This is a genomic window from [Empedobacter] haloabium, assembly GCA_008011715.2.
Classification (GTDB): Bacteria; Pseudomonadota; Gammaproteobacteria; order Burkholderiales; family Burkholderiaceae_D; genus Rugamonas; species Rugamonas haloabia.
The window spans coordinates 3784913-3810476 of sequence record CP136508.1; the positions used below are offsets into that span (position 1 = coordinate 3784913).

Genomic DNA, 25564 nt, shown 5'->3' on the forward strand with positions numbered 1-25564 from the left:
CATCGGCGCGGCGCTGAAATATGCTATTTTGTGCATATGTTCAGAGTGAAGATTCATCCCCAGTGGGAAATCAGCGTGCGCCCCGACAGTCCGCTCGACACGGCGGCGTTGCTGGCGCTGTTGAAGGAGATCCAGGACACCGGCTCGATCGCGCGCGCCGCGAAAGCCGTGCGCCTGTCCTACCGCTACGCCTGGGGCCTGCTGCGCGAAGCCGAGGGCCAGTTCGGCCAGGCCCTGCTGGCCACGGGGCGCGGCCGCGGCACCAGCTTGACGGCGCTGGCGCAAAAGCTCGTGTGGGCCGACCGCCGCATCGCCGCGCGCCTGTCGCCCATGCTGGAAAGCCTCGCTTCCGAGCTGGAAAACGAGTTGGGCAAGATGGTGGCGGACGAGCCGCGCGCGCTGCGCCTGGACGCCAGCCATGGCTTTGCCGTGGCGGCGCTGACCCAGCACCTGCAGGCGCTGCGCCTGCCCGTCGAGCTGCGCTACCGCAACAGCACGGACGCGCTGGCGGCGCTGGCGCGCGGCGAATGCGACCTGGCCGGCTTCCACGTGCCGGTCGGCCCGTTCCAGCAGCCGTTCCTGGCGAGCTGCCTGCGCTGGCTCGACCCTGCGAAACACTGCGTACTGCACCTGGCCGTGCGCGAGCAGGGCCTGTTCGTCGCGCCCGGCAATCCGCTCGGCATCCGCAGCGTGGCCGACCTGGCCGCACCGGGCGTGCGCTTCGTCAACCGCCAGACCGGCTCGGGCACCCGGCTGCTGCTGGAGATGCTGCTGGCCGAAGCCGGCATCGAGCCGACCGCGATCAATGGTTTCGGCAGCGCCGAGTTTACCCACAGCGCCGTGGCGGCCTACATCGCCAGCGGCATGGCGGACGTCGGGCTGGGCGTGCGCACGGCGGCCGAGCGCTTCGGCCTGGCGTTCATCCCGCTGCTGCGCGAACGCTATTTCCTGGCCCTGCCGTGTGCCGCCGCCGGGGAAGCGCCGCTGCGCGACCTGGTCGGCGTGGTGCGTGCACCGGCCTGCCATGCGCTGATCGACGCCCTGCCCGGCTACGACGCGACAGCCACCGGCACGATGCAGACGCTGGCCGAAGCGTTCGGCGTGGCGGCCTGAGGCAACGGCGATGCAGGCTACGGGACTGTTCCACCAGCTCACCGCCGCGCTGCAGGGCGGCGTGCTGCTGGCATTGCTGCTGCATGCGCTGGCACTGGTGCCGCAATGGCGGGCGCGCTATTTCAATCCGCGCTTCGTCAACGTCAGCGTGCTTGGCCTGCTGCTGGGGGTGGTGCACGGCTGCGCGCTGATGCTGGCACAAGGGGCGCTGGCGCCGGGCGACGCCGGCGTGACGGTGACCTGGTGCCTGACGGTGGCCATCGTGCTCAACGTGGTCGTCGCGGTCCAGAACCTGCTGGCCGTGCATGCGCTGGTGCACCTGCACCGGCGCAGCGCCGTGGTGGCACAGTGGCTGCGTCCTGCCTTGGGGCCGATGGTGTGGGTCAGTGCGGGGTTGGGGGTGGTGGCTTACTTCGCGTTGTAGGATGCGGCACGGGTCAGTCCCCGAAGGGGACTACAGTCGCTGGGTCAGGGTCTGTCCCCAACGGGGACTGACCCTGAAGTTTGTATGCTTCCCCCCAACTTCGGGGTCAGTCCCCTGCGGGGACAGACCCCAGTTCACGCTGCCGGGCCGCCCAGGAAGCGCCGCAGATACGGCGCGGTGCGGCTCGCCTTGCTGCGCGCCACCTGCGCCGGCGGGCCGGCCGCCACCACCGTGCCGCCCTCCTCGCCCGCGCCCGGGCCGATGTCGACGACCCAGTCGCTCGCCGCCACCACGCGCATATCGTGTTCGACCGCCACCACCGTGTTGCCGGCATCGACCAGCTTTTGCAGCTGGACGATGAGGCGCTCGACGTCCGCCGGGTGCAGGCCCGTGGTCGGTTCGTCCAGCACATACAAGGTGTCGCCGCGCGAGGCGCGCTGCAATTCGGTGGCCAGCTTGATGCGCTGCGCCTCGCCACCGGAGAGTTCCGTGGCCGGCTGGCCCAGGCGCAGGTAGCCCAGCCCTACCTCGCGCAGCACGTCCAGTGCGCGGTGCAGCGCCGGTTCGTCGGCGAAGAATTCCCAGGCCGCATCCACCGTCATGCCCAGCACCTCGGCGATATTGCGCTCGCGGTACGTCACCTCCAGCGTCTTGGCGTTGTAGCGCGCGCCGGCGCAGACCGGGCACGGCGCGTAGACGCTGGGCAGGAACAGCAGCTCCACCATGACGAAGCCCTCGCCCTCGCAGTTGTCGCAGCGCCCCTTGGCGACGTTGAACGAGAAGCGGCCGGCATCGTAGCGGCGTGCCTTCGCCGTTTTCGTGGCCGCGAACAGCTTGCGCACGTGGTCGAACAGGCCGGTGTAGGTGGCCAGGTTCGAGCGCGGCGTGCGGCCGATCGGCTTCTGGTCCACCCGCACCATGCGCCGCACCTGCTCGAGTCCCGCCACGATGCGGCCTTCCAGCGGCAGCTCGGCGGGCCGGTCCAGCTCGTCACCTTCCTCCGGTTCGGCCGCCACCTCGTGCCCCAGCGCGCGGCCGACCAGCTCCACCAGCACCTGGCTGACCAGGCTGGATTTGCCGGAGCCGGACACGCCCGTCACCGTCGTCAGCACCCCCAAAGGAAAGGCCGCGTCCAGCCCGTGCAGGTTGTTGCGCGTGATGCCGGCCAGCTTCAGCCAGCCGGCCGGCTCGCGCACCGTGCGCGCCGGCGGGGCCGCATCCGGAAACAGGTAGCGCCGCGTCTGCGAGGCCGCCACGTCGCGCAGGCCGTCCGGCGCGCCGCTGTACAGCACCGCGCCGCCGCCCTCGCCCGCCGCCGGGCCCACGTCCACGATCCAGTCGGCATGGCGGATCACGTCCAGTGCGTGCTCGACGACGAACAGCGAGTTGCCGGATGCCTTCAGCCGGTCCATCGCCCGCAGCAGCGCCACCGTGTCGGCCGGATGCAGGCCGGCCGACGGCTCGTCCAGCACGTAGACCACGCCGAACAGGTTCGAACGCACCTGGGTGGCCAGGCGCAGGCGCTGCAGTTCGCCCGGCGACAAGGTCGGCGTGCTGCGGTCCAGCGTCAGGTAGCCCAGGCCCAGGTCGAGCAGCACGTCCAGCCGGGCCAGCACGTCCTGGGCGATGCGCTGCGTGACGATCAGCTTCTCCGGATGCGCCGCGCGCTCCTTGGCGCTGACTTTCGCGCTGCCGTCCGCATACGGGCGCATCGTCTGCGCCAGGCGCGCCAGCGGCAGGCGCGAAATATCGGTGATGTCGTGGCCGGCGAAGGTGACCGAAAGCGACTCGGCGCGCAGCCGCTTGCCGCGGCAGACCGGGCACTCGTTGCTGACCATGTAGCGCGCCACGCGCTTCTTCATGGACGCGCTTTCCGTGTTGGCAAACGTCTGCAGCACGTACTTGCGCGCGCCGGTAAACGTGCCCTGGTAGCTGGGCGGGTCCTTGCGTCTCAAGGCCTGCCTGGTTTCCTGCGGCGTCAAGCCGGCGTAGACCGGCACCGTCGGCGTCTCTTCCGTGTACAGGATCCAGTCGCGGTCCTTCTTCGGCAGGTCGCGCCATGGCGTGTCGACGTCGTAGCCCAGGGTGACCAGGATGTCGCGCAGGTTCTGGCCATGCCAGGCCGGCGGCCAGGCCGCGACGGCGCGTTCGCGGATCGTCAGCGAGTCGTCCGGCACCATCGAGCGCTCCGTGACCTCGTACACCCGGCCCAGGCCATGGCATTCGGGGCAGGCGCCTTCCGGGGTATTCGGCGAGAACGATTCGGCATACAGCAGCTCCTGGCCGCTTGGGTAGTCGCCGGCGCGCGAGTACAGCATGCGCAGCGAGTTCGACAAGGTGGTCACGCTGCCCACCGACGAGCGCGTGGTGGGCGAACCGCGCTGCTGCTGCAGCGCCACGGCGGGCGGCAGGCCATCGATCTCGTCCACCTGCGGCACCGGCATCTGGTGGAACAGGCGGCGCGCATAGGGCGATACCGATTCCAGGTAGCGCCGCTGCGCCTCCGCATACAGCGTGCCGAACGCCAGCGACGACTTGCCGGAGCCGGATACGCCGGTGAAGACCACCAACGCATCGCGCGGGATGTCCAGGTCGACGTTTTTCAGGTTGTGTTCGCGCGCGCCGCGCACCCTGACCATGCCGGGCAACTGGCGGCCCTTCATGCGTCGTCGTCCGGCAGCAGCGAGGCTGGCCGTTCTTCCAGTGGCTCGGGCATTGGCTCGACCAGGTGGGCGCCATCGCGGCCGGCATAGTTGACCTCGGGGCTGACGCGGTACCACTCGAACATCTCGGGCCCCAGCGCCATCTGGCGTGCCAGCATCTCGGCCTGCTCCTTCGACAGGTCCGGGTCCAGCCAGGTGGCCGCATCGAGCGCGTTCAGCACCACGGGGCGGCGGTCGTGCACGTCCACCATGCCGCCCTCCGCATCGGCCGTGACCAGCACGAAGCCCGATTCCGCCTTGTGTTCCTTGAACGGGCCGAAATTGGCCAGCGCCAGCATGAAGATCGGCTCGCGGTCCTTGCGGTGGATGTGCCAGGGCTGGCGCTTGCCCTTCTCGCCCGTCCATTCGTACCAGCCGTTGGCCGGCACCACGGCGCGGCCCGTCTTGAGCAGCTTGCCCCAGTAGTTGTTGGTGAGCTTTTCCAGCCGGGCGTTGACGCAGACCGGCAGCTTCTCGGCGGCCCAGGCGGCCCGGTAACCCCAGTGCAGGTCGTCCACCGCCAGCCGGCCGTCTTCCATGTGGATGACGGGGCGGTAGGTGCCGGGGGCGGCGTTATAGGTCGGCGCGGCCTCGCTGCGATAGGCAGCGTCGGCCCAGCCGAAGGCGGCGACGTAACGCCGCGCGATGTCGTTTTGATCGAAGCGTCCGCACATGGCCCCCATCATAGCAGCAGGGCCGGCGCGCCATGCGCACCGCAGTGGCGAACGCCGGCGCGGCTTACTCGGTGCGGCCGGTGGCGCTGTTGTTGCCGGGGTCCGGCGTATCGCTCCAGACCACGTAGTCGTCCACCGTGTACAGCCGGCACGGCTGGCGGCTGGCGGACTGGCAGGCGGCCAGCGCGCGCTCGTTGACCGACTCGCCCTCTTCCGCCCAGCCCCAGGCGCCGCTGGACGAGACGGCGAACGCGCGCGGCGTCTGCTTCGACAGGAAGGCACGGTACTGCTGGCGGCCCCGCTCCGGCAGGAACGGCACGGCGGCGACGTCGTCCAGCGCGGCATAGTTGGTCGGCGCCTGCGGCACCGGCTCGGCCACCGCATAGACCTGCTCGGTCGGCATGCCGATGCGCTGCAGGAAGCGCTCCACTTCCGGCAACCAGATCGGCTGGCCGTCGCGGCTGCCCAGCATCGTGTGGGCGTCGTGCTTGAACGGACCGTAGGCGACCAGGTCGACCCGGCCGCCGTTGCCGTTGAAGGCCTCGTACAGGCGCGACACCAGTTGCGGGCCGAAATAGCTGTCGTTGGCGCCATACATCCACAAGGTTTCGATGCGATTCTTGCGGCCGTATTCGGCAAACGCGTTGACCAGCGCCTGCTGCCAGTCGCAGCTGCCGCCGTGCACCTTCAGGCCACCGGCGAAATTCATCACGCCGCGCACGCCGGGCAGCTCCTGCGTCGACAGCGCCACGCTGGCCAGGCCGCCGTACGACTGGCCGGCGATGACGATGCGTTCGCCGTCGATCCAGTTCAGGCTGCGCGCGTAGGCGATCACGTCGGCGATGTCGCCGGCTTGCTGGTAGCCGTTGGCCTTCATATTGCAACCATAATCCGTGTAGGTGCCGGTCGAGTGCGCAAAGCCGGTGCGCATCGGCACCATCACGGCGTAGCCGCGCTTGACGAATTGCGCCGCCATGTAGACGAAGCGGTCGCGCGACTGCGCCTTCGGATCGCCCGGCGACTTGCCGTGGTTGATGATCAGCAGCGGGAACGGCCCCGGGCCGGCCGGCTTGTACAGCGTCGTCTCCAGCTTCACGTCCAGCGCCGGGCCGGCCGGCACCATGATGATCTGTTCGTTCAAGCGGGTGTCGAGCGGCAGCGACTGCTGCGCGATGGCGGCGGGCACGAGTGCGCAGCTGAGGGCGGCGGCGATGGCGAACTGGCGGACGGTGGACGGGACGGCAAACATGATACGCTCGGGGTTATTTACTTACGGCAATAACCCGATTCTGGTATCAATATTCCCGCAGCGCAATCCCAAAAACTCAAGCGTGCCGGTTTGCTATCGGAAGAATGCGCGAACTGTTGCGTTAGCGCATCTGTATGCGGCTGCGGCGCGACAGCGACTCACGCCGCCGTCCGCGGCCAGGGTTTCTGAGGATAAACTACAGCGTCCATTCCGAACTCATCATGGCAATTTCTTCCCTGACCAGCGGCCTGGCCGGCTTGCAGGCCTATCAACAAGGGCTTGCGGTCGAGGGGCACAACACGGCGAACCTGGCAACGCAGGATTTCGTGCCGCAGTCGGCCAGCTTCAACGAAGCGCGGCCGGCCGGTACGGGCGTGACCTTGTCGACGGCGGCGCGTGAGCTGGCGGCCGCGCAGGACGCCGGCGCGGCGCCGTCCGGCACCGATCCGGCCACGTCGATCACGAACTCGCTCGTGTACAAGCTGGGCTTCAGCCTGTCCGCCAAGGTCATCCAGGCCGCGGACGAACGCCTGGGCACGCTGATCGACATCAAGGCATGAAGGCATCGGCTACCCGGCGTCCGGTACGCCTGAGAAATAGAGGGCGATATGGCATCATCGCCTGTCTTCTTTACCGATTGCCAGCATGCCGATTACCCACCTGATTTCCGACTGCGACGGCGTCCTGATCGACAGCGAAGCCGTCGCCCTGCAAGCCCTTGCCGATTTTCTCGTGCCGCTCACCGGCGAGCGCAAGCGCCTGATCGAACTGATCCGCCCACGCCTGGGCCTGAAGCTGGAAGCCCTGGTGCTGGGCATCTGCGCCGAGTTGCGCCTGCCGGAACCCACCGTGCCGGACCTGGCCGTGATGCGCGGCGTGGTCGAGGGCGAATGCGATCGCAAGGCGCAGGCGGTGCCCGGCGTGCGCGCCGCGCTGGAGGCGATTCCCCTGCCCAAGGCGGTGGCCAGCAACAGCCGCCTGATGCGGGTGCAGGGCCTGCTGGAACGTACGGGACTGATTTCGCTGTTTGCCGGCGGCCTGTACACGGCCGACATCGCCGGCCGGCCGAAACCCGACCCGGCCGTCTATCTGACGGCTGCCGCCGGGATGGGGGCGGCGGCCGGCAACTGCGTCGTCATCGAAGACAGCGTGACGGGCGTGCACGCGGCCGTGGCGGCCGGTTGCGTCGTGCTGGGGTTTGCGGGTGGACCGCACAGCCCGGCCGGGCAGGCGGAGCGGCTGGTGCAAGCCGGGGCGAGGTTGACGTTCGGGGCAATGGCGGAATTACCGGGGTTGGTGGCAGGGTTGCGGGCCCGCGCCTGAAACCCGCAGTGACAGGTACCTGCGGAGCCTGTCACCCGCAGCGCCGCATGCATCAGCCCCGAATCAGCCCCCCATCCCCATCCGTTCCCCCGGCGACACCCCCTCCAGCAAGCCATCGATCGTGTGCTCCTGCACGATCGGGTCGAGCGTATCGACCACGCGGCAAGTGAGGTGCCGGCGCACCTGCTCCGGCAGGCTGTCGTAGTACGGCCGCGTCAGCTGCAGGTCGTGCTTGTCGGCGTTGCGGGCGTCCGGCGCGTCCACGCCCAGCACGAATACGGGGCGCGACTTGTTCGAGCGGTTGGCCGTGCCGCGGTGGATCGTCAGCGCCGAGCGGGCCGAGATGTCGCCCATCTGGGCCAGCTTGCGCTGCGCCAGCGCTTCGTAGCGGGGCCACAGCTCGCGCGCCGGGAACATGGGGTCGCCACCGGCCAGCGTGTCCCATTGGGTGCCGGGCGCGATCTCGAACGGGCCCATCTCCTCCGTCACGTCCACCGTCGTGATATTGAACGCCAGCGAGTTCAGGCGGCGGCCCGTCAGGGTCGCCTCCGGCGCCGGGAAATCGCGGTGCCAGGGCTGGTGCAGCGCGCCGGGCCCGGGCACGTCGAAGCCAGCCTCGACGATCCGATAGTCGGGCCCGAGAACGGCCTCGCAGACGGCCACCACCCAGGGGTGCGTGATGATATCGACGAAGCCGCGCAGCCGCTCCGGGTGGATCTCCACATAAAAGCGGTTCGGCCCGCGCGGCAGCGCCCCGCCCGGCTGGGCCAGTGCCTGGCGGAACAGCACGTCGATGTCCTCGCCCAGCTGCGTTACCCATTCGCGTGTAAAGGCGCCCTTGCAAGCGATGAAGCCATCGCCGTACAGGCCGCGCATGATCGCGGCCACGTCGTATTGCGCCGGCGCGCTAGAGTCGTTCATTTGCTCCTCCTGTCGATGCTGACCGCGGACCATTGTAGTCAATCCGCCGCGCGCGGGCGGCACGGCTGGAACGCGCGGCACTGTGTGCGGTCACGAACAGCGGCGCGCGCACGGTGCTCGTACGATGTCCTGAACAGCAAACAAGGCGATACAAGGACAGCGTTATGGCCACCGGCAAAGACATCAACGACGAAAACAGGACCACCGAACAGCAGGGCAACGGCCAGAGCATGGGCGTGCTGGCCGAGGGCCAGCTGGAAGGCAATTCCGTCACGCCGACGGGCAACCCCGGCATCCGCCACTGGCAGGCCAGCTTCATCGGCGACACGACCCTGGACGAACGCGGCAACGTCTTCTTCGCCGCCGTCGAGATGACGCGCATGCCGATGCTGGTGACGGACCCGAACCGGCCGGACAATCCCATCGTCTTCGCCAACAACGCCTTCTACGACCTGACCCTGTACCGCGAGCAGGACATCCTCGGCCGCAACTGCCGCCTGCTGCAGGGTCCCGACACGGACCCGCGCACGATCGACGAGGTGCGCAACGCCATTCGCGAGCACCGCGCCGTCGCCGTCGACCTGCTGAACTACAAGGCCGACGGCACGCCGTTCTGGAACGCCCTGTTCATCGGGCCCATCTTCGACAAGCAGGGCAAGCTGCTGTATTTCTTCGCTTCGCAGATGGACATCACCCAGCGCCGCGTCTACGAGCACTCCTACCTGCAGGCACAGAAGATGGAAGCCATCGGCCAGCTGACAGCGGGCCTGGCACACGACTTCAACAACCTGCTGCAGGTCATCAACGGCAACCTGGAACTGGCCCAGCGCCTGCTGGCCAATCCCCAGCAGGCGCGCGACGCCATCGGCCGCGCCCAGAAGGCGGCGATGAAGGGCGGCGCGCTGACGCAGCAGTTGCTGACCTTCGCCCGCAAGCAGCGGCTCGAGCCACGGCGCATCAACCTGAACGCGCTGGTGGTGGACTTCAGCGAGATGCTGGTGCGCACCCTGGGCGAACACGTGCAGCTGCACCTGGACCTGCGCCCCGGCCTGCCGCCCTGCCAGCTCGACCCGACCCACCTGGAGATGGCGCTGCTGAACGTGCTGATCAACGCGCGCGACGCCATGCCGCGCGGCGGTACCGTCACGGTCGGCACCTCCCTGCTGTCCGAACCGGAGCACCGCCAGCGTCTCGGCCTGCCGCCCGGACGCTATGTCGTGCTGTGCGTGATCGACGAGGGCGAAGGCATGCCGCCGGAGGTGCTGCGGCGCGCCACCGAGCCCTTCTTCACCACCAAGGGCCCGGGCACGGGCCTCGGCCTGGCGATGGTGCACGGCTTCGTGCAGCAGTCGCACGGCCGCCTGGAACTGTCCAGCGAAACCGGCCACGGCACCACCGTGCGCCTGGTCTTCCCCGTGGCCGACCAGCGCGAGGAACGCAACGGCGCCGGCGCGACGCCGACGCCCCAGATGGAGCAGCCGGGCAAGGGAACGGTGCTGGTGGTCGAGGACAACGACGACGTGCGCGAGCTGGGCCAAACGATGCTGGAAGCGAACGGCTATCGCGTGCGCGCCGTGGCCAGCGGCGAACAGGCCCTGCGCCTGCTGGAGGAAGAGAACGGCATCAGCCTGTTGTTTACGGACGTGATCATGCCGGGCGGGATGAATGGCCTGGAGCTGGCCGAGCAGGTGCGCAAGCGCTGGCCGAAGCTGCCGATCCTGCTGACGACGGGATATATGGAACAGCTGCCGGGCAAGGGCGGCGACGCCCTGCCCGTGCTGGCCAAGCCGTACAACATGACCGACCTGCTGGACAAGATTGCCGCGACGCTGAACGGCCAGGCCGCGCGGCCGCACCCGGCCACGGTGTAGCCGCTACCAGCCGATGGTCGGCTTGACGGCGAGGCCGTCGCCATCGAGCTTCCAGAGAGGCTTGCCGGTAAATGGCGGGCGCGGCGCGCGCAGGATGTAGTCGAAGCAGCGGTGGCGGTCCAGCAACCCCACGTCGCGCCCCAGCATCGCCAGGATGCGCATGCGCGCGCAGCCTGGAATCGTCCGCAACGCACGGGCCAGCTGGAACCCGTCCAGGTACTGCAGGTCCATGCCCAGCACGGCCACGGACGGGAAGAATGTCCGCGCCTTGTCCAGCGCGGACACGCCGTCGAACGCGAGCCGCACGGTGAAGCCGGACGTGACGAACACGCGCGCCAGCGCCTCCGCCGCCGCGCGGTCGCCGCAGGCAACCAGGATGCGGTCGCCTGGCCTGAAGGGGGTAATCAGCGTGGCAGTCATCATCGTCTCCAGCCTGTCGGACAGCCGGGTCGCCGCGTTGCTGTGGCGAAAATTTCGTCCCTCGCGCGTGCCGCCGACAGATTCATATGCGCTCCATTCTGCGCTATCCTGTAATTTCCACCAAGGGGGCCAAGATGCGCGACACTGTCAGCTTACCATTGCGCGACCGGGATCAGGCGGCTCATTTGCTGGCCGACAGGCTGGACGCGTGGCGCGGCCGCAACCCGCTGGTGCTGGCGATTCCGCGCGGCGCCGTACCGATGGGCCGCATCATCGCGGACCGCCTCGATGCTCAGCTCGACGTGGTGCTTGTTCGCAAGATCCCGTCCGCCATCGACCCGGAACTGGCCGTCGGCGCGGTGGACGAACACGGCAACCGCGAGCTCGCCCCATGGTTCCCCCGGGCCCGCACCAGCATGGACTGGGTCGAACAGCAGACGGCCGGGCAGCTCGCGTTGATGCGCCAGCGCCGCGCCGCCTACGGCCCGGCCGCGCCGGTCGCGGGCCGTTGCGTCATCGTCGTCGATGATGGCCTGGCGACCGGGTCCACGATGGCCTCGGCCCTGCGCGCGTTGCGCGCGCAGCGGCCGGAGCGGCTGGTCGCCGCGGTGCCGGTCGCCTCGCGCGAGGCGCTGGAGCTGATCGCGCCGCTGTGCGACGAAACCGTGTGCCTGGCGGTCCCGCCCGACTTCACGGCGGTAAGCCGCTGCTACGAGGCGTTCCCGCAAGTGGAGGACGCCGCCGCGATCGCGCTGCTGCGCCGGCCCTAGGCCAGCGCCGTGTCCAGCACCATCATCAGGATGAAGCCGAACACGACGGCGCACGAAGCACTGGTCGCATTGCCGTTGCGGTGCGATTCGGGCACCACGTCGTGCGCGATGACGAACAGCATGGCGCCGGCCGCCAGCGCCAGCCCCCATGGCAGCAGGCCGCGCGCGTATTCGATCAGCACGGCGCCGCTGACGGCGGCGACCGGCTCGATCAAGCCCGAGGCCACGCCCAGCGCGCATGAGAACAGCCGGCCATAGCCGACCGTGCGCAACGCCAGCGCCACTACCAGCCCTTCCGGCACGTCCTGGATCGAGATACCGGTGGCCAGGCTGTGCGCCTTGGCCGCGTCCACGCCGGCATACGCCACGCCGATGGCCAGGCCCTCCGGCAGGTTGTGGATCGCCACGGCGGCCACGAACAGCCAGGCGCGCTTGAGCGAATCGCTGCGCGCCGCGTCCACCCCTTCCAGCAGCGTTTCCTGGCGCGCCACCCGGTCCAGCAGCAGCACCAGGCCCATGCCGAGCAGGATGCCGCCCGCCACCGTCAGGCTGGCCTCGAACGGCCCCGCCCCGGCGCCCTTGCTGGCGGCGATCGCCGGCATGACGAGCGAAAAGGCCGTGGCCGCCAGCATCACGCCGGCGCCAAAGCCCAGGAAACCGTCATAGGTGCGCTGCGAGAATTTCTGCGACAACAACACGGGCAAGGTGCCCAAGGCGGTGGCCAGTGCCGCCATGGCGCCTCCCATCAGGGCGCCATGGACGCGGCCGTCGAAAGCCTGCACTTCGCCCACGATATCGTCCAGCAACGCCAGCGCGCCGGCCAGGCAGATCGCCGCGCCCAGGGCCAGGCGCAGGTTGTGCGGGAACGCGCGGGCACTCTGCATGGTCAACCTTTCGTATAGTCGCCGTCACCGCCCGGAGCGGTCTTCGGGCCGCCGCTGGCCGAGGCCGAATCGATCTGGCCCGGGTCGCTCATCATGCCGAGTTCCGCGCCCGTCAGCGGGTCGACGGTCGGATTCGACTGGGTACGCAGCCCCATCTGGTTGAGCACCTCGGCGTCCTTGGCCGGCAGCTCGACCGACGATTCGCCGCCGCCGCCATCCACGTCCATCTGCTGGTCGCGGTCGGACACCACGTTCCACTTGCTGCCGCTGTTCCACGAGCCGTTGATTTCCGGACCACCCTGGGACATGTTGAAGTATACGCTGGCGAACTCCGGCCGGCCAGCCAGCTTGCCCGGCGGGAAGTTCGGCTGGATCGAATACAGCGCCTTCTCGAACGATTTCTGGTGGGCGATCTCGCGCGTCATCAGGAAGCCCAGCGCTTCCTTGACGCCCGGGTCGTCGGTCAGGTTGATCAGCCGTTCGTAGACGATCTTGGCACGGGCCTCGGCCGCGATGTTCGAGCGCAGGTCGGCGGTCGGCTCGGAGATGCTGTCGATATAGGCGGCCGTCCACGGCACGCCGGCCGAGTTGGTCAGCGGCGCGCCGGCGCCGTACAGCACCTGGGTGATGTGGCTGTCGTTGCCCGCGCCCGTGATCTTGCGATACAGCTCGCCCTCCTCGTCCACGCCTTCGGCCAGCGCGCCCTTGGCGCCCTTGTTCAGCATCACGACGATGTTGCCGATCACTTCCAGGTGGGACAGCTCTTCGGTAGCGATATCAAAGAGCATGTCCTTGCGGCCCGGATCGTCCTCGGCGACGGCCTGGGTGAAGTAGCGCATGGCCGCGGCCAGCTCGCCCTGGGGGCCGCCGAACTGCTCCAGCATCAGGTTGGCGAGACCGGGGTTGGGGCCGCTGACCCGCACCGTGTATTGCAGTCGCTTGTTGTGTGCAAACATTCGTGATTCCTCCTGTCGATTGGCGTTGAAGAGGCGCAGTGCCGCACCGGCGGCGGGCCGGTGCGCGCTGGGCACGTGCAACGAATGATGGCCCGGACAGTCAAGCGCAGCTATAGGAATGCTCCGTAGGAGCCTGTAGGACATCTTCAGGCAGGATTGAAACAATTATCGGCGTCAACTCAAGACGCCGGGTGCTGGAGCCAATCTGCCATGGAGCGCGCCGCGGCGGCGCGCCATTGCGAGAGAAGGAAGACGGCAGGCCTTGACGGCCCGCCGGTTCACGGCCGCTTGGCCAGCAGCCGCACGATCTTGTCGGCCAGCAGATCCATGTCGACCGGCTTGGTGATGTGGTCGGAGAAGCCGGCGGCCAGCGCCGCCTGCACGTCCTTTTCTCGCCCCAATCCGCTGGCGGCGATCGCCGGCAACGTCGCCAGGGCCGGCATCGCCCGCACCGCGCGCAGGAATGCGAAGCCGTCCATGCCCGGCATGGACAGGTCGGAGATGACGAGGTCGAAGGTCTGCTCGCGCAACAGGGCCAGGCCGTCGACGGCGCGGATGGCGACATCGACCGTGGCGCCCTCCAGCTCCAGCAGGGTACGGAATACGTAGGCGGAGTCTTCCATGTCGTCCACCAGCAGGATGCGCCGCCCCGTGACGGCGGCGGCCAGCGAGGCGGCCTGTGGCCGCACCGGCAAGCCGGCCTGCTGCGCCAATGGCAGCCACAGCGAAAAACGGCTGCCCTGGCCGAGCCCGGGCGACGTCGCTTCCACGCGGCCGCCATGCAGCTCGACGATCTGCCGCACCAGCGCCAGCCCGATGCCCAGGCCGGCCTTGTTGCGCACGGCCTTGGCGCCGCCCTGGCGGAACATCTGGAACACCTGCGGCAGGAACTCGGCCGCAATGCCGGCGCCCGTATCGCTGACGTCGAGGCGGGCATGGCCATCGTCCTCGCCCAGCACGACCGTCACGATGCCGCCGGCCGGGGTGAACTTGAACGCGTTGCTGAGCAGGTTCAGCACGACCTGTTCGATGCGCACCGGATCGGCGCGCACGATCAGCGGATTGTCGTACGGCTGGAAGCGCACGTCCAGCGACTCGACCATCGGATCGGCGGCCACCACGTCCATCAGCTTGGCGGCGATGTCGCCCAGGTCCACGTCATGGCAGTTCAGCGACAGCTTGCCGGTCGACAGGCGCGACATGTCGAGCAGGTCGTCGATGATCTTGGCCTGGCTGGCCACCGCGTTGCGGATCACGGCCGTGGCGCGCACGGCCGCAGGCGCCTCGCGCACGGCCGGCAGGCGCGACATCAGCTCGGCGTTGATGTAGATGAGGTTGAGCGGATGGCGCAGCTCGTGCGACATCACGGCCAGGAATTCGTCCTTCAGCGCGCTGTCCATCTCGGCCTGCGAGCGGCCGGCCTGTTCGCTCGACAGTGCCGCCTCGCGCTGCGTATCGATCTGCACCCGGCTGGTCTGGTCGCGCGCGATCTTGGCGTAGCCATGCAGCTCGCCGTCGCGCAGCGGCGTCGTCACCCCCACGCAGAAGAAGCGGGTGCCGTCCTTGCGCATGTGCCAGCGCTCGTCCTCGGCGCGGCCTTCGGCGAGGGCGCGGGCGCGCTCCTCGGCGGGCACGCCGGCGGCGCGGTCTTCCGGCGTGAAGATGAAGTCCAGCTCGCGCCCCGTCACCTCTTCCTCGGTGTAGCCGAAATTGCGCTCGGCCCCCTTGTTCCAGCCCGTCACGCGGCCTTCCAGGTCGACCGTGATGATGGCGTAGTCGTAGGTGCTCTCGGCTACCAGGCGCATCCACTCCTCCCCCTTGCGCAGCTTGGCTTCGGCCTCGCGCCGGCCGCTGATGTCGAAGAACGTCATCACGGCGCCCTCGATCTTGTCCTCGGTGGTGCGGTAAGGCAGCAGGCGCACGATGTAGTAGCGGCCGTCGTTGCTGCGCACTTCGCGCTCGACCAGGCGCAGCGTGTCGAACGTCGTCGCCACGTCCTCGGCCAGCGCGTCGTAGTCGAGCCGGTGCGTGATGTCCAGCAGCGAACGGCCGATATCGGTCGGGATGATCGAGAACACGTCCGCCGCGCGCGGCGTGAAGCGCTTGATGCGCAGCGCCCGGTCGACGAAGATCGTGGCGATGTTGGTCGACGCGATCAGGTTGTTCAGGTCGTCGTTGGCCTTGCCCGTCTCCTCGACCTTGACCTTCAGCTCGTAGTTGACGGTGATCAGTTCCTCGTTGACGGACTGCAGCTCCTCCTTGCTGGTTTCCAGCTCCTCGGTGGCCGAGCGCAGCTCCTCGTTGATCGCCTGCAGTTCCTCGTTGGAGGCACGCAGTTCCTCGGTCGACACCTCGGCATGCTCGATGGTCTCCTGCAGCTTCTCCTTGCTGCGCTGCAGTTCCTGCTCCAGCTGGTGCAGCACCAGGTCCTTGTGGCCCGCCTGCACTTCCGGCGAGGCGCCGTTCATGGACTGCTCGGTTTCCTCGAACACCACCAGCGCGAAGTCCGCGTTGGCTGCCTCGTCGCTGAACGGGCGCACGATGATGTTGACGAACGAGGTGCCGTGCTCGCGCCGCGTCAGCACGCGCTGGCCCTCGACGCTGTTGCCCGACTGCAGGGCCTGGTACAAGGCACTGCGCAGTTCCAGCCGCAGGTCCGGCAGCACCAGGTGCAGGATGCTGCGCGACGGCTCGCCGCCCACGTGGCGCAGGAAGCGCCCGGCCGCCTCGGACATGTGCACGATGTTCGAATCGCGGTCGACCACCACGGAGGGCGGCGCGAACTTGGTCAGCGCGCGCTGGTGCACGTCGGCATACGAGAAGGGCCGGCGCACGGTGCCGCCGGCGTTGCCCAGCTCGGGTAGCCGGCCCGGCGGCGGCGACGCCAGCGCCGGCACGTAACGGGTCGCGCGCGACAGCGGGCGGGCGCGGTAGATGCGGTTCTTCTTGTCGAACGGGACGAAGAATTCGGCCGCCGCGTCGGCCGACTCGGACGAGCCCAGGAACAGGAAGCCCTCCGGTTTCAGCGCCGAATGGAACATCTCCATCACGCGCAGCTGGACGTCGCGGTTCAGGTAGATCAGCAGGTTGCGGCAGGAGATCAGGTCCAGCTTGGAGAACGGCGGGTCGCGCAGCAGGTTGTGCGCGGCGAACAGGATGCGGTCGCGCACACTCTTGCGGATGCGATAGCGCTCGTCTTCCTTGGAAAAGAACTGGCGCAGCCGCACGGCCGGCACGTCCATCATGATGGCCGACGGGTACACGCCGGCCCGCGCCACGGCGATGGCCTGCTCGTCGATATCGGAAGCGAATACCTGGATGTCGGGCGGCTTCGGCAGCCGCGAGGCTTCGTCGACCAGCAACATCGCCAGCGAATACGCCTCCTGGCCGGTGGCGCAGGCGGCGACCCAGGCCCGCACCTGCTCGCCGGGCACGCGGCCCTGGAACAGCGCCGGAATGACTTCGCGCTCCAGCGCCTCGAACGCATCGCGGTCGCGGAAGAAATTGGTCACGCCGATCAGCATGTCCTTCAGCAGCGCCTTGAACTCGGCCGGCTCGCGCTCCAGCACCTCGGCATAGGCCGGCAGCGACGGCACGCCCTTGACCTGCATGCGCCGCTCGATCCGGCGCAGCACGGTGGCGCGCTTATAATGGCGGAAGTCGTGGCCGGTGTTGGCACACAACATCTTGATGATGCGGCGCAGGGCCGTCTCGCTGGCGGCGCGCTCGCTGTCGCTGTCGCTGTCGGTATCGGCCGCCACGCCGCCGTCGCCATCCTCCGCCGGCGGCAGGTGGATCACGCGCGCGTTGTCCCACAGCTCGACCAGCTTTTGCGGGATGTCGGCGGCGGGCAGCACGAAGTCCACCGCGCCGCTGGCGATCGCCGCTTCCGGCATGCCGTCGTGTTCGGCGTCGTCCGGCGCCTGCGCGAACGTCAGGCCGCCCTGCTCCTTGATGCGGCCCAGGCCCACCGAGCCATCCGAACCGGTGCCCGACAGGACGACGGCCAGCGCCTTCTCGCGGTGCACGTCCGCCAGCGTGCGGAAGAAGATGTCGATGGCGACGTGCTGGCCGCGCGGCCGCGCCAGTTCCGACACGTCCAGGTGGCCGTCGTCCATCGACAGGTGCAGGTTCGGCGCGATCACGTAGACGTGGTCGGGCTCGATGGCCACCCGCTGCGTCACCTGGAGCACGGGCATGCGCGTCGCGCGCTGCAGCACCTGGTCGACGGTGCTCTCGTGGCGCGGCGACAGGTGCAGCACCACGACGAACGCCATGCCGCTGTGCGACGGCATGTGCTCGAACAGGCGCAGCAGGGCCGGCAGGCCACCGGCCGAAGCACCCAGGCCTACGACGGGGAACGCCAGCGTGCTGGGCACGGACTCCGGTTCGTTGGCCGGCCGTGCTTGTTCCATACTGCTGAGCGTCATGGTCGTCTTCTTATAATGGGTCGTAGCCGTGCAGTCTACCCGATGGCAGCTCACAAGTTAAGCGCGTTCTCCCTGCGCGCGCCCGGCCGCCCCGCTTGCAAGGCGCAAGCGGGGCGGGGTGCGGCTATTGACACCCCGGGCACGGCTCGGCACACTCTGCCGGCACGCCAGCCGGCGCCCCCCCACCCGACACAGGAGATCCGAATGGTTCGCGACGAACAGACGCTTGCCCTGCTGACCGAAAGCATCCGCCGTTTCGTGCGCGAAGTCCTGGTGCCGGCCGAGACGCAGGTGGCCGAGAGCGACGAAATCCCGCCCGCCATCGTTGCGCAGATGCGCGAGCTGGGGCTGTTTGGCCTGTCGATTCCCGAGGAGTACGGCGGCCTGGCGCTGACGATGGAAGAGGAAGTGCGGGTGGCGTTCGAGCTGGCCTGGACGTCGCCGGCGTTCCGCTCGCTGATCGGCACCAACAACGGCATCGGCGCGCAGGGCATCGTCATCGACGGCACCGAAGAGCAGAAGCAGCGCTGGCTGCCGCGGCTGGCGTCGGGCGACATCATCGGCGCGTTCGCGCTGACCGAGCCGGAAGCGGGTTCGGACGCCGCCTCGCTGCGCACCACGGCCGTGCGCGACGGCGATCACTACGTCATCAACGGTACCAAGCGCTACATCACCAACGCGCCGGAAGCGTCGATCTTTACCGTCATGGCGCGCACCGATGCCACGCGCACGGGCGCCGGCGCGATCTCCGCTTTTGTCGTCGAACGCGGCACCCATGGCCTGTCGCTCGGCAAGACCGACCGCAAGATGGGCCAGCGCGGCGCCCACACCTGTGACGTCATCTTCGAGAACTGCCGCGTACCGGCCGCCAACCTGATCGGCGGGGTCGAGGGGGTCGGCTTCAAGACGGCGATGAAGGTGCTCGACAAAGGCCGCCTGCACATCGCCGCCGTCTGCGTGGGCGCGGCCGAACGCATGCTGCACGACGCGCTCATCTACGCCATGGAACGGCGCCAGTTCTGCCAGCCGATCGCCGAATTCCAGCTGGTGCAGGCGATGCTGGCGGACAGCCGCACCGAACTCTATGCGGCCAAATGCATGGTGCTGGACGCGGCGCGCCGGCGCGACGCGGGCCTGGACGTCTCGACCGAAGCCTCGTGCTGCAAGCTGTTCGCCGCCGAGATGTGCGGCCGCGTGGCCGACCGCAGCGTGCAGATCCACGGCGGCGCCGGCTATATCGCCGATTACGCGGCCGAGCGCTTCTACCGCGACGTGCGCCTGTTCCGCATCTACGAGGGCACGTCGCAGATCCAGCAGCTCGTGATCGCCCGCAACATGATGCGGGAGCGCCGTGGCTGACCTCGACATTCCCGCCCTGCTGGCCGCGCTGCCGCCGCGCCTGGCCGGCATCGTCCAGGCCCATGCCGCCGCCAGGCCGGCCGCGCCGGCGCTGCGCGACCCGCATGCCGGCACCGTCGATTACGCCGCGCTGTGGCAGGGCATCCAGGACTGCGCCACGCAACTGCGTGCGCTGGGCGTGCGGCCGGGCGACCGCGTCATGGCCGTCGGCGAGAACTGCGCCAACCTCGTCACCCTGATCTTCGCCGCCGGCCTGCTGGATGCCTGGATCGTCAACGTCAACGCCCGCTTGTCGCCGCGCGAGGTCGACGCGCTGCAGGCCCACAGCGGCGCGCGCCTCGTGTTCTACACGGCCGAGGTTTCGCCGGACGCACGCGCGCATGGCAAACGGCATGGCGCCACCGATGCGGCCGGGCCGTTCGGCCCCTGGCTGGTCGGGCCGCTGAACCAGGACTGCGTGCCGGAGCCCGTGCACGCGGACGGCGCCGCGCAGCCGGCCGCGCTGGTCTACACGACCGGCACGACGGGCCAGCCGAAAGGCGTGCTGCTGTCGCACCGCGGCCTGGCGTACGTGGCCGCCGTGTCGAGCCGCCTGCGCGGATTGACGCCGGCCGACCGCGCCTATGGGGCGCTGCCCACCTCGCACGTGTATGGCCTGGCCTCTGTCATGCTCGGCACCCTGTACGCGGGCGCCTGCCTGGTGCTGGCGCCGCGCTTCACGGCGCCCGGGCTGCTGCAGGCGCTGGACGAGGAACGCCTGACCATCCTGCAGGGCGTGCCGGCCATGTTCGCGCGGCTGCTGGAACTGACCGGCGACGCGGCGCCGTTGCCGAATCGCCTGCGCTTCGCCTACGCGGGCGGTTCGCCGCTGACGCCGAGCCTGAAGGCGGCGGCCGAACGGCTGCTGGGCGTGGCGCTGCACAACGGCTACGGCATGACGGAAAGCGGGCCGACGATCAGCCAGACCGACCTGGCCGCGCCGCGCGCCGACACGTCGGTCGGCCGGCCGATTCCCGGGGTCGAGTTGCGCGTCGTGGAGGGCGCCGGCGCCGACGTGGCGCCGGGCCAGCCGGGCCAGCTGTGGGTGCGCGGTCCCGGCCTGATGCTGGGCTACTACCGCGACCCGGCCCAGACGGCGGCCGCGTTGCGCCCCGGCGGCTGGCTCGATACGGGCGACATGGGCCGGCAGGACGCGGATGGGTCGCTGTTCATCGTCGGCCGCAGCAAGGAGCTGATCATCCGTTCCGGCTTCAACGTCTATCCGCTGGAAGTGGAGACGGTGCTGAACGCGCACCCGGCCGTGGCGCAATCGGCCGTGGTGGGGCGCGCCTGCGCCGACGGCAACGAGGAAGTGATCGCCTATGTGGAACCGGACGCCCGGGCCGAAGGTGCGGACCTGGCGCGGGTGCTGGCGGCGTATGCGGCGCAGGCGCTGGCGCCGTACAAGTGCCCGTCCCGCATCATCGTGATGGAAGCCTTGCCGGCAGCGGCGACCGGGAAGATACTGAAGGGGCGCCTGGCGCAGATGGCGGCGCAGTTGGGGTCTGTCCCCATAGGGGAGCGCAGCAGGGGTTTCGAGGGAGCATAGCTCCTTCGCCTGCGCAGCGGTGTCGGCCTGCAAGCCGGCATCATGACCCCGAAGTTCGACGCGCTGGTACGCAAGCAAACTTCGGGGACAGTCCCCAGCCTCGCCAGCCAACACTATAAAAAGGAGACGACATGCACACGTTGAAACGAACCGCCCTGCTGGCCACGCTGCTGCTGGCGACCCTGGCCGCCCGCGCCGCCGAATTCACGGTGGGCGCCGAGCTGCCCCTGACCGGCTCCCTGGCGCGCGTCGGCGCCGGCATGCACGAGGGCGTGATGGTGGCGGCCGAAGTGTTCAATCGAACGAACGGCAAGCACAAGATCAAGATCGTCACGGTCGACGACGAATCCGCGCCGGCCAAGGCGATCGCCGCCGTCGAGAAGCTGGCCGGCCTGGGCGCCGTCGCCATCACGGGCGGCTACGGCTCGAACAATATCGCGCCTGCTTCCGGCACGGCCGACAAGCTGGGGCTCGTCTACATCACCTCGGGCGGCGTGGACGACAGCCTGGTCGCGGCCGGGCACCGCAATTTCTTTCGCATCAATAACACGGCCGGCTACGAGAAGGCCGCGCTGGGCCTGTTCGCCGACATGAAGGTGAAAGCCGTGTCGATCGTGTATTCGACCAAGGACGCCACCTCCGACCTGGCCACCTCGGTGCAGAAGGCGCTGGCCGCGCGGGGCGTCAAGGTCACGGCCCACCCGTTCGACCCCGCCATCACCGACTTCAAGCCGATCGTCAACAAGATCCGCCTGCAGGACCGGCCCGATGCCGTGTTCATGGTCGGCTACGAGAACGACTATGTGGGCATCCTGCGCGCGGCGCGGGTATTGAAACCGCAGGTCAAGGCTATGGTGGGCGTGTGGTCGCTGGCCACGCCGAAGATGGCCGGCGAGTTCCCCGACCTGATGCCGAACGTGTATGGCACCGCGCTGCTGCCCTACCCCGCCACGTTCGCCAGCGCCGATGGCAAGGCGTTCGCCGAGACCTACCGCCAGCTGTACAAGAAGGAGCCCGACTACCTGGGCCAGTTCGGCTACGTGCAGTCGATGCTGCTGTTCGAGGCGATCGCGCGCGCGGCCGACAAGGGCACTGTCGCCAAGGGCGGCATCGCGGAGGAACTGCGCCGCACCGACAGGGAGACCCTGATCGGTCGCGTGCAGTTCGGCGCCAACGGCGACAACATCCACTTCAGCCACCGCATGGGCCAGCACCAGGGCAAGCATATCGTCATCGTCTGGCCGCCGCAGCACGCCACCGGCAAGATGGCCTATCCGGCCGTGCCGTGGTGACGGGCCGGCGATGACGGAACTGGTCCTGCAGGCGCTGTACTCCGGCGTGCTGGCCGGCGGCGCCTATGCGCTGGTGGCGCTCGGTCTGGCGCTGGTGTTCGGCACGATGCGCATCATCAACCTGGCGCACGGCGAACTGGTACTGCTGGCCGCCTACATCGCCTACACGGTGGAAAGCCGCCTGGGCGCCTCGCCGCTGGCGGCCATACCCGTCGCGCTGCTGGTCGTGTGCGTGGCCGCCGCCGCCGTCCACTTCGTCGTGGCGCGCATTCGCGCGGACCGCGAGATCAATTCGCTGATCGCCACGTTCGGCATCGGCGTCATCCTGACCAATGCGATCCTCTTGATCTGGTCGGCCGACGTGCGCTCGACATCGTCGCCATGGCTGCAGGAAGCGGTCGTGGCGGGGCCCCTGTTCGCCATGCGCGGCGAGCTGCTGTCGTTCGGCGCCAGCCTGCTGCTGATGGGCGGCTTGTGGTGGTGGCTGGCGAAGAGCTGGCACGGCCGCGCCGTGCGCGCCGTCGCCGGCAACCGCGACGCGGCACAGCTGATGGGGGTGGCCCCAGGCCGCGCGGAACTGGTCGCGTTCCTGGTCGCCGGCATGCTGGCCGCCTGCGCCGGGGTGGCACTGTACAGCGTCGGCGTGATCCAGCCCGCGCTGGGCGCGGCACTGACGGTAAAAGCCTTCGTCATCACCGTGCTGGCCGGCGTCGGCTCGGTCCCGGGCGTGCTGCTGGGCGCCATGCTGCTGGGCGTGGCCGAGGCGCTGACGGTGACCCTGGCCAGCTCGGCGCTGCAGGAGCTGGCCGGCATGGGCTTGTTCCTGCTGGTGCTGTTCGTGCTGCCGAACGGCCTGCTGGGCGCCCGGGCGAGGCGCGGATGAGGCGCGCCATCCTGTTGCCCGTGCTGGCCGCGGCCTGGGTCGGCGTGCCGCTGCTGCTGGGGCACAGCAACTACGTCATGAGCCTGGTGGACGCGGCGCTCGTCATCGGCGGCATCGCGCTGGCCTGGGCGCTGCTGGGCAACCTGGGCGGCATGGTCAGCTTCGGCCATTCGGCCTTCGTCGGCGTGGGCGGCTATGTCTCCGCCCTGGTCACGGCGCGCGCCGGCCTGCCGGTGCCGGCCGGGCTGCTGCTGGGCGGCCTGGGCGCCATGCTGGCGGCCGTCGTCATGCTGCCGGTGCTGCGGCTGCGCGGCCCTTACTTCGCGCTGGCGATCCTGGCCTTCGCCCACATCTTCCGCATCCTTGCCACCGAATGGTCGTCCGTCACCGGTGGCGCCGCCGGCATCGCCGGCATCCCGCCGCTGCCGGTCGTGGCGGGCATCGATTTCGGCACGCGCACGGGCGCCTACTTCGTCATCCTGGCCATCGTCTGCCTGTTCGCCTGGGTGTACGCGCGCGTCGCGGCCAGCCATTACGGCCTGGCGCTGCGGGCGATGCACGACAGCGAGGACGCCACCCGCGTGCTGGGCGTGGACAGCACCCTGCTGAAAGCGGCGATGCTGCTGCTGTCGGCCTTCATGACGGGCGTGGTGGGCGCCTTCAACGCCCACTACATCGGCTTTCTGGAGCCGGACTACGCGTTCGCCGGGCTGTGGGTGACCTTGCCCATCGTCGCGGCGATCTTCGGTGGCTACCGCACCGTGGCCGGCCCGCTGCTCGGCGCCGTCGTGGTCTACCTGCTGGACCAGCTGCTGTTCAAGGAGCTGCTGCCCAGCGGCCACCAGCTGATCCTGGGTGCTCTGCTGGTGGCGATGATCCTGTTCAGCCCACGCGGCCTGCTGCCGCTGCTGGCACGGCGGCGCCATGCTTGAACTGGACCGCGTGAGCGTGCGCTTCGGCGCGCTGGCGGCCGTCGATGGCGTCAGCCTGCGCGTGGCGGCGGACGACGTGCTGGGCCTGGTCGGCCCGAATGGCGCCGGCAAGACCACGCTGTTCAACGCCATCTCCGGCCTGGTGCGCCCGGCCGCGGGCGCCATCCGGCTGGACGGCGCCGACATCGGCCGCACCCCGCTGTTCCGGCGTGCGCGTCTCGGACTGGGCCGCACTTTCCAGATCCCGCAGCCACTGCACCAGCTGACGGTGCGCGAGAACCTGGTGGTGGCGCAGCGCTTCGGCACCGGCCAGGTGGACGAGCGCCGCATCGCCGAAGTGCTCGACTTCACGGGCCTGGCCGGCAAGGCCGGGCGCGACGCGGCCACGGGCCTGGCGCTGACGGAGCTGAAAGCACTGGAGGTGGCGAAGGCGCTCGCGACGAACCCACGCCTGCTGCTGCTGGACGAAGTGCTGGCCGGCCTGGAGACGACGGCCAAGCGCCGCTTCATGGGCATGCTGCGCGACCTGCACGTCCGCTTCGGCGTGGCCATCGTCATCATCGAGCACGACATCGCGACCATCGCCAGCCTGTGCCGCCGGGTGGCCGTGCTGGACGCGGGCCGGCTGATCGCCGACGGCACGCCGGACGAGGTGTTCAACGACCCGGCCGTGCGCCGCAGCTACCTGGGCCCCGGAGGCGGCCATGCTTGAACTGCGCGACGTGCGCGCCGGCTATGGCGCCATCAACGTGTTGTGGGACGTGTCGCTGCGCTGCGCGGCCGGGCGCCTGACGACGATCGTCGGCCCGAACGGCGCCGGCAAGACCACGCTGCTGCGCGCCCTGCTGGGCCTCGTGCCCGTCAGCCAGGGCGAAATCCGGCTGGATGGCCAGCGTATCGACGGCACGCCGACCTGGCGCATGGCCGATGCCGGCGTGGCGATGGTGCCGGAGGGCCGCATGATCTTCCAGGCCATGACGGTGGAGGAAAACCTCGTCATGGGCGCCTACGCCAAGCCCCACCGCCCGCACGTGCGGGAGCGGCTGGCCGCCGCCTACGCCATGTTCCCGCGCCTGGCCGAGCGGCGCCGCCAGGCGGCCGGCTCGCTATCCGGCGGCGAGGCGCAAATGGTGGCGCTGGCGCGCGCGCTGATGGCCAACCCGCGCATCCTCGTCATCGACGAGCCTTCGCTGGGGCTGGCCCCGATCGTCGTCGCCGAGCTGTTCGAGGTGCTGGCGCGGCTCAAGGCCGAGGGACGCACCATCGTGCTGGTCGAGCAGAATACCGCGCAGGCGGTGGCGATCGCCGATCATGTGTGCCTGCTGCAGGGTGGACGCGTGGTGTTGTCGCAGCCGGCTGGGGAGGTGCGGTTGGAGGAGCTGCATGCTTTGTATTTCGGGCGGTAGGACAGGTACAGCACCAGCGCCGTCAGGATGGCCTTCACCAGCAGGATTTCGCCTTTCGCGAACGTGTCCATCGCCTGGCGCATCAGCCGGACGCGCTTCTTATGCGTGTCCTCCGGCAGCTCGCCGGCGCTCCAGGCGCAGGCGAAGCCCTGCGCGAACAGCTTGCAGAGGTCCGGCACCGTGCGGATCATGTCCATCACCATCATGCCTAGGCCTATCCAAGTGAGAATCTCGGCGCCGAGCATGCCGCTGGCCGTGGCACCCAGCACGGAGCCGCCGTTCACGTAGATGGCACATCCGTCATTGTCTCGTGAAGCAGGGGCAACACTATCGGGAGATCGATGGCGGCGACGCGCTGTCTGAGCAG

Annotated in this window: 22 protein-coding genes; 13 read left to right on the plus strand and 9 right to left on the minus strand. The window is 69.3% G+C overall.

The window, feature by feature from the left end; genetic code table 11:
- Positions 1 to 36 precede the first annotated feature (36 nt).
- Positions 37 to 1113, plus strand: coding sequence for a substrate-binding domain-containing protein (locus E7V67_016495; protein WUR16301.1), 1077 nt, complete (start codon positions 37 to 39; stop codon positions 1111 to 1113).
- Between the two features lie 10 nt (positions 1114 to 1123).
- Complete coding sequence (locus tag E7V67_016500) at positions 1124 to 1537, plus strand: hypothetical protein (GenBank protein ID WUR11311.1); 414 nt, start codon at positions 1124 to 1126, stop codon at positions 1535 to 1537.
- Between the two features lie 134 nt (positions 1538 to 1671).
- Here the strand turns inward: E7V67_016500 and uvrA are convergent, their stop codons facing one another.
- The 3 genes from uvrA to E7V67_016515 all read right to left on the minus strand — a co-directional run bounded on the left by uvrA (position 1672) and on the right by E7V67_016515 (position 6162).
- A complete protein-coding gene (gene uvrA / locus E7V67_016505) occupies positions 1672 to 4200 on the minus strand; it encodes an excinuclease ABC subunit UvrA (GenBank protein ID WUR11312.1) in 2529 nt (842 codons plus the stop codon).
- On the minus strand, positions 4197 to 4913 hold the full coding sequence (locus E7V67_016510; GenBank protein ID WUR11313.1) for an SOS response-associated peptidase family protein: 717 nt from the start codon (positions 4911 to 4913) through the stop codon (positions 4197 to 4199). Before E7V67_016510 ends, uvrA begins: the two co-directional genes overlap by 4 nt.
- Positions 4914 to 4977: 64 nt before the next feature.
- Positions 4978 to 6162 (minus strand): CocE/NonD family hydrolase, encoded by a 1185-nt coding sequence (locus tag E7V67_016515; protein ID WUR11314.1) that lies wholly within the window; start codon positions 6160 to 6162, stop codon positions 4978 to 4980.
- A gap of 221 nt (positions 6163 to 6383) precedes the next feature.
- Between E7V67_016515 and E7V67_016520 the strand changes: the two genes are divergently transcribed.
- Both E7V67_016520 and E7V67_016525 read left to right on the plus strand, forming a co-directional pair.
- A complete protein-coding gene (locus E7V67_016520; protein ID WUR11315.1) occupies positions 6384 to 6722 on the plus strand; it encodes a hypothetical protein in 339 nt (112 codons plus the stop codon).
- An 85-nt stretch (positions 6723 to 6807) separates the two neighbouring features.
- On the plus strand, positions 6808 to 7485 hold the full coding sequence (locus E7V67_016525; GenBank protein ID WUR11316.1) for an HAD-IA family hydrolase: 678 nt from the start codon (positions 6808 to 6810) through the stop codon (positions 7483 to 7485).
- 63 nt (positions 7486 to 7548) lie between these two features.
- Here the strand turns inward: E7V67_016525 and E7V67_016530 are convergent, their stop codons facing one another.
- Positions 7549 to 8406, minus strand: a complete 858-nt coding sequence (locus E7V67_016530; GenBank protein ID WUR11317.1) for a phytanoyl-CoA dioxygenase family protein — start codon at positions 8404 to 8406, stop codon at positions 7549 to 7551.
- A gap of 164 nt (positions 8407 to 8570) precedes the next feature.
- Between E7V67_016530 and E7V67_016535 the strand changes: the two genes are divergently transcribed.
- Positions 8571 to 10277 (plus strand): histidine kinase famiy protein, encoded by a 1707-nt coding sequence (locus tag E7V67_016535; GenBank protein ID WUR11318.1) that lies wholly within the window; start codon positions 8571 to 8573, stop codon positions 10275 to 10277.
- 3 nt (positions 10278 to 10280) lie between these two features.
- Here the strand turns inward: E7V67_016535 and E7V67_016540 are convergent, their stop codons facing one another.
- Positions 10281 to 10700: a response regulator gene (locus E7V67_016540; GenBank protein WUR11319.1), complete on the minus strand. Its 420-nt coding sequence runs from the start codon at positions 10698 to 10700 to the stop codon at positions 10281 to 10283.
- 182 nt (positions 10701 to 10882) lie between these two features.
- On the opposite strand from E7V67_016540, the gene E7V67_016545 reads away from it, so the two are divergent.
- On the plus strand, positions 10883 to 11467 hold the full coding sequence (locus E7V67_016545; protein WUR11320.1) for a phosphoribosyltransferase family protein: 585 nt from the start codon (positions 10883 to 10885) through the stop codon (positions 11465 to 11467).
- On the opposite strand, the gene E7V67_016550 is transcribed toward E7V67_016545, so the two are convergent.
- From E7V67_016550 to E7V67_016560, 3 genes are all read right to left on the minus strand, one after another.
- Positions 11464 to 12351, minus strand: a complete 888-nt coding sequence (locus tag E7V67_016550; protein WUR11321.1) for a ZIP family metal transporter — start codon at positions 12349 to 12351, stop codon at positions 11464 to 11466. The genes E7V67_016545 and E7V67_016550 overlap by 4 nt on opposite strands.
- A gap of 2 nt (positions 12352 to 12353) precedes the next feature.
- Positions 12354 to 13307 carry a manganese catalase family protein gene (locus E7V67_016555; protein WUR11322.1) on the minus strand — a complete coding sequence of 318 codons (954 nt, stop codon included), beginning with the start codon at positions 13305 to 13307 and terminating at the stop codon, positions 12354 to 12356.
- Positions 13308 to 13585: 278 nt separating this feature from the next.
- Positions 13586 to 17737 (minus strand): CheR family methyltransferase, encoded by a 4152-nt coding sequence (locus E7V67_016560; protein ID WUR11323.1) that lies wholly within the window; start codon positions 17735 to 17737, stop codon positions 13586 to 13588.
- Between the two features lie 204 nt (positions 17738 to 17941).
- On the opposite strand from E7V67_016560, the gene E7V67_016565 reads away from it, so the two are divergent.
- The 7 genes from E7V67_016565 (at position 17942) to E7V67_016595 (ending at position 25197) form a co-directional block, all read left to right on the plus strand.
- On the plus strand, positions 17942 to 19096 hold the full coding sequence (locus E7V67_016565) for an acyl-CoA dehydrogenase family protein (GenBank protein WUR11324.1): 1155 nt from the start codon (positions 17942 to 17944) through the stop codon (positions 19094 to 19096).
- On the plus strand, positions 19089 to 20684 hold the full coding sequence (locus E7V67_016570; protein ID WUR11325.1) for an AMP-binding protein: 1596 nt from the start codon (positions 19089 to 19091) through the stop codon (positions 20682 to 20684). The genes E7V67_016565 and E7V67_016570 overlap by 8 nt, the downstream gene beginning before the upstream one ends.
- A gap of 131 nt (positions 20685 to 20815) precedes the next feature.
- Positions 20816 to 21976 (plus strand): ABC transporter substrate-binding protein, encoded by a 1161-nt coding sequence (locus E7V67_016575; protein WUR11326.1) that lies wholly within the window; start codon positions 20816 to 20818, stop codon positions 21974 to 21976.
- Between the two features lie 10 nt (positions 21977 to 21986).
- On the plus strand, positions 21987 to 22859 hold the full coding sequence (locus E7V67_016580) for a branched-chain amino acid ABC transporter permease (GenBank protein WUR11327.1): 873 nt from the start codon (positions 21987 to 21989) through the stop codon (positions 22857 to 22859).
- Complete coding sequence (locus tag E7V67_016585; protein WUR11328.1) at positions 22856 to 23791, plus strand: branched-chain amino acid ABC transporter permease; 936 nt, start codon at positions 22856 to 22858, stop codon at positions 23789 to 23791. The genes E7V67_016580 and E7V67_016585 overlap by 4 nt, the downstream gene beginning before the upstream one ends.
- Positions 23784 to 24503 (plus strand): ABC transporter ATP-binding protein, encoded by a 720-nt coding sequence (locus E7V67_016590; protein WUR11329.1) that lies wholly within the window; start codon positions 23784 to 23786, stop codon positions 24501 to 24503. Before E7V67_016585 ends, E7V67_016590 begins: the two co-directional genes overlap by 8 nt.
- Positions 24496 to 25197, plus strand: a complete 702-nt coding sequence (locus E7V67_016595; GenBank protein ID WUR11330.1) for an ABC transporter ATP-binding protein — start codon at positions 24496 to 24498, stop codon at positions 25195 to 25197. Before E7V67_016590 ends, E7V67_016595 begins: the two co-directional genes overlap by 8 nt.
- Here E7V67_016595 and E7V67_016600 read toward each other — a convergent pair.
- Positions 25101 to 25481, minus strand: a complete 381-nt coding sequence (locus E7V67_016600; GenBank protein WUR11331.1) for a hypothetical protein — start codon at positions 25479 to 25481, stop codon at positions 25101 to 25103. The two genes, E7V67_016595 and E7V67_016600, sit on opposite strands and share 97 nt — an antisense overlap.
- Positions 25482 to 25564: the final 83 nt, after the last annotated feature.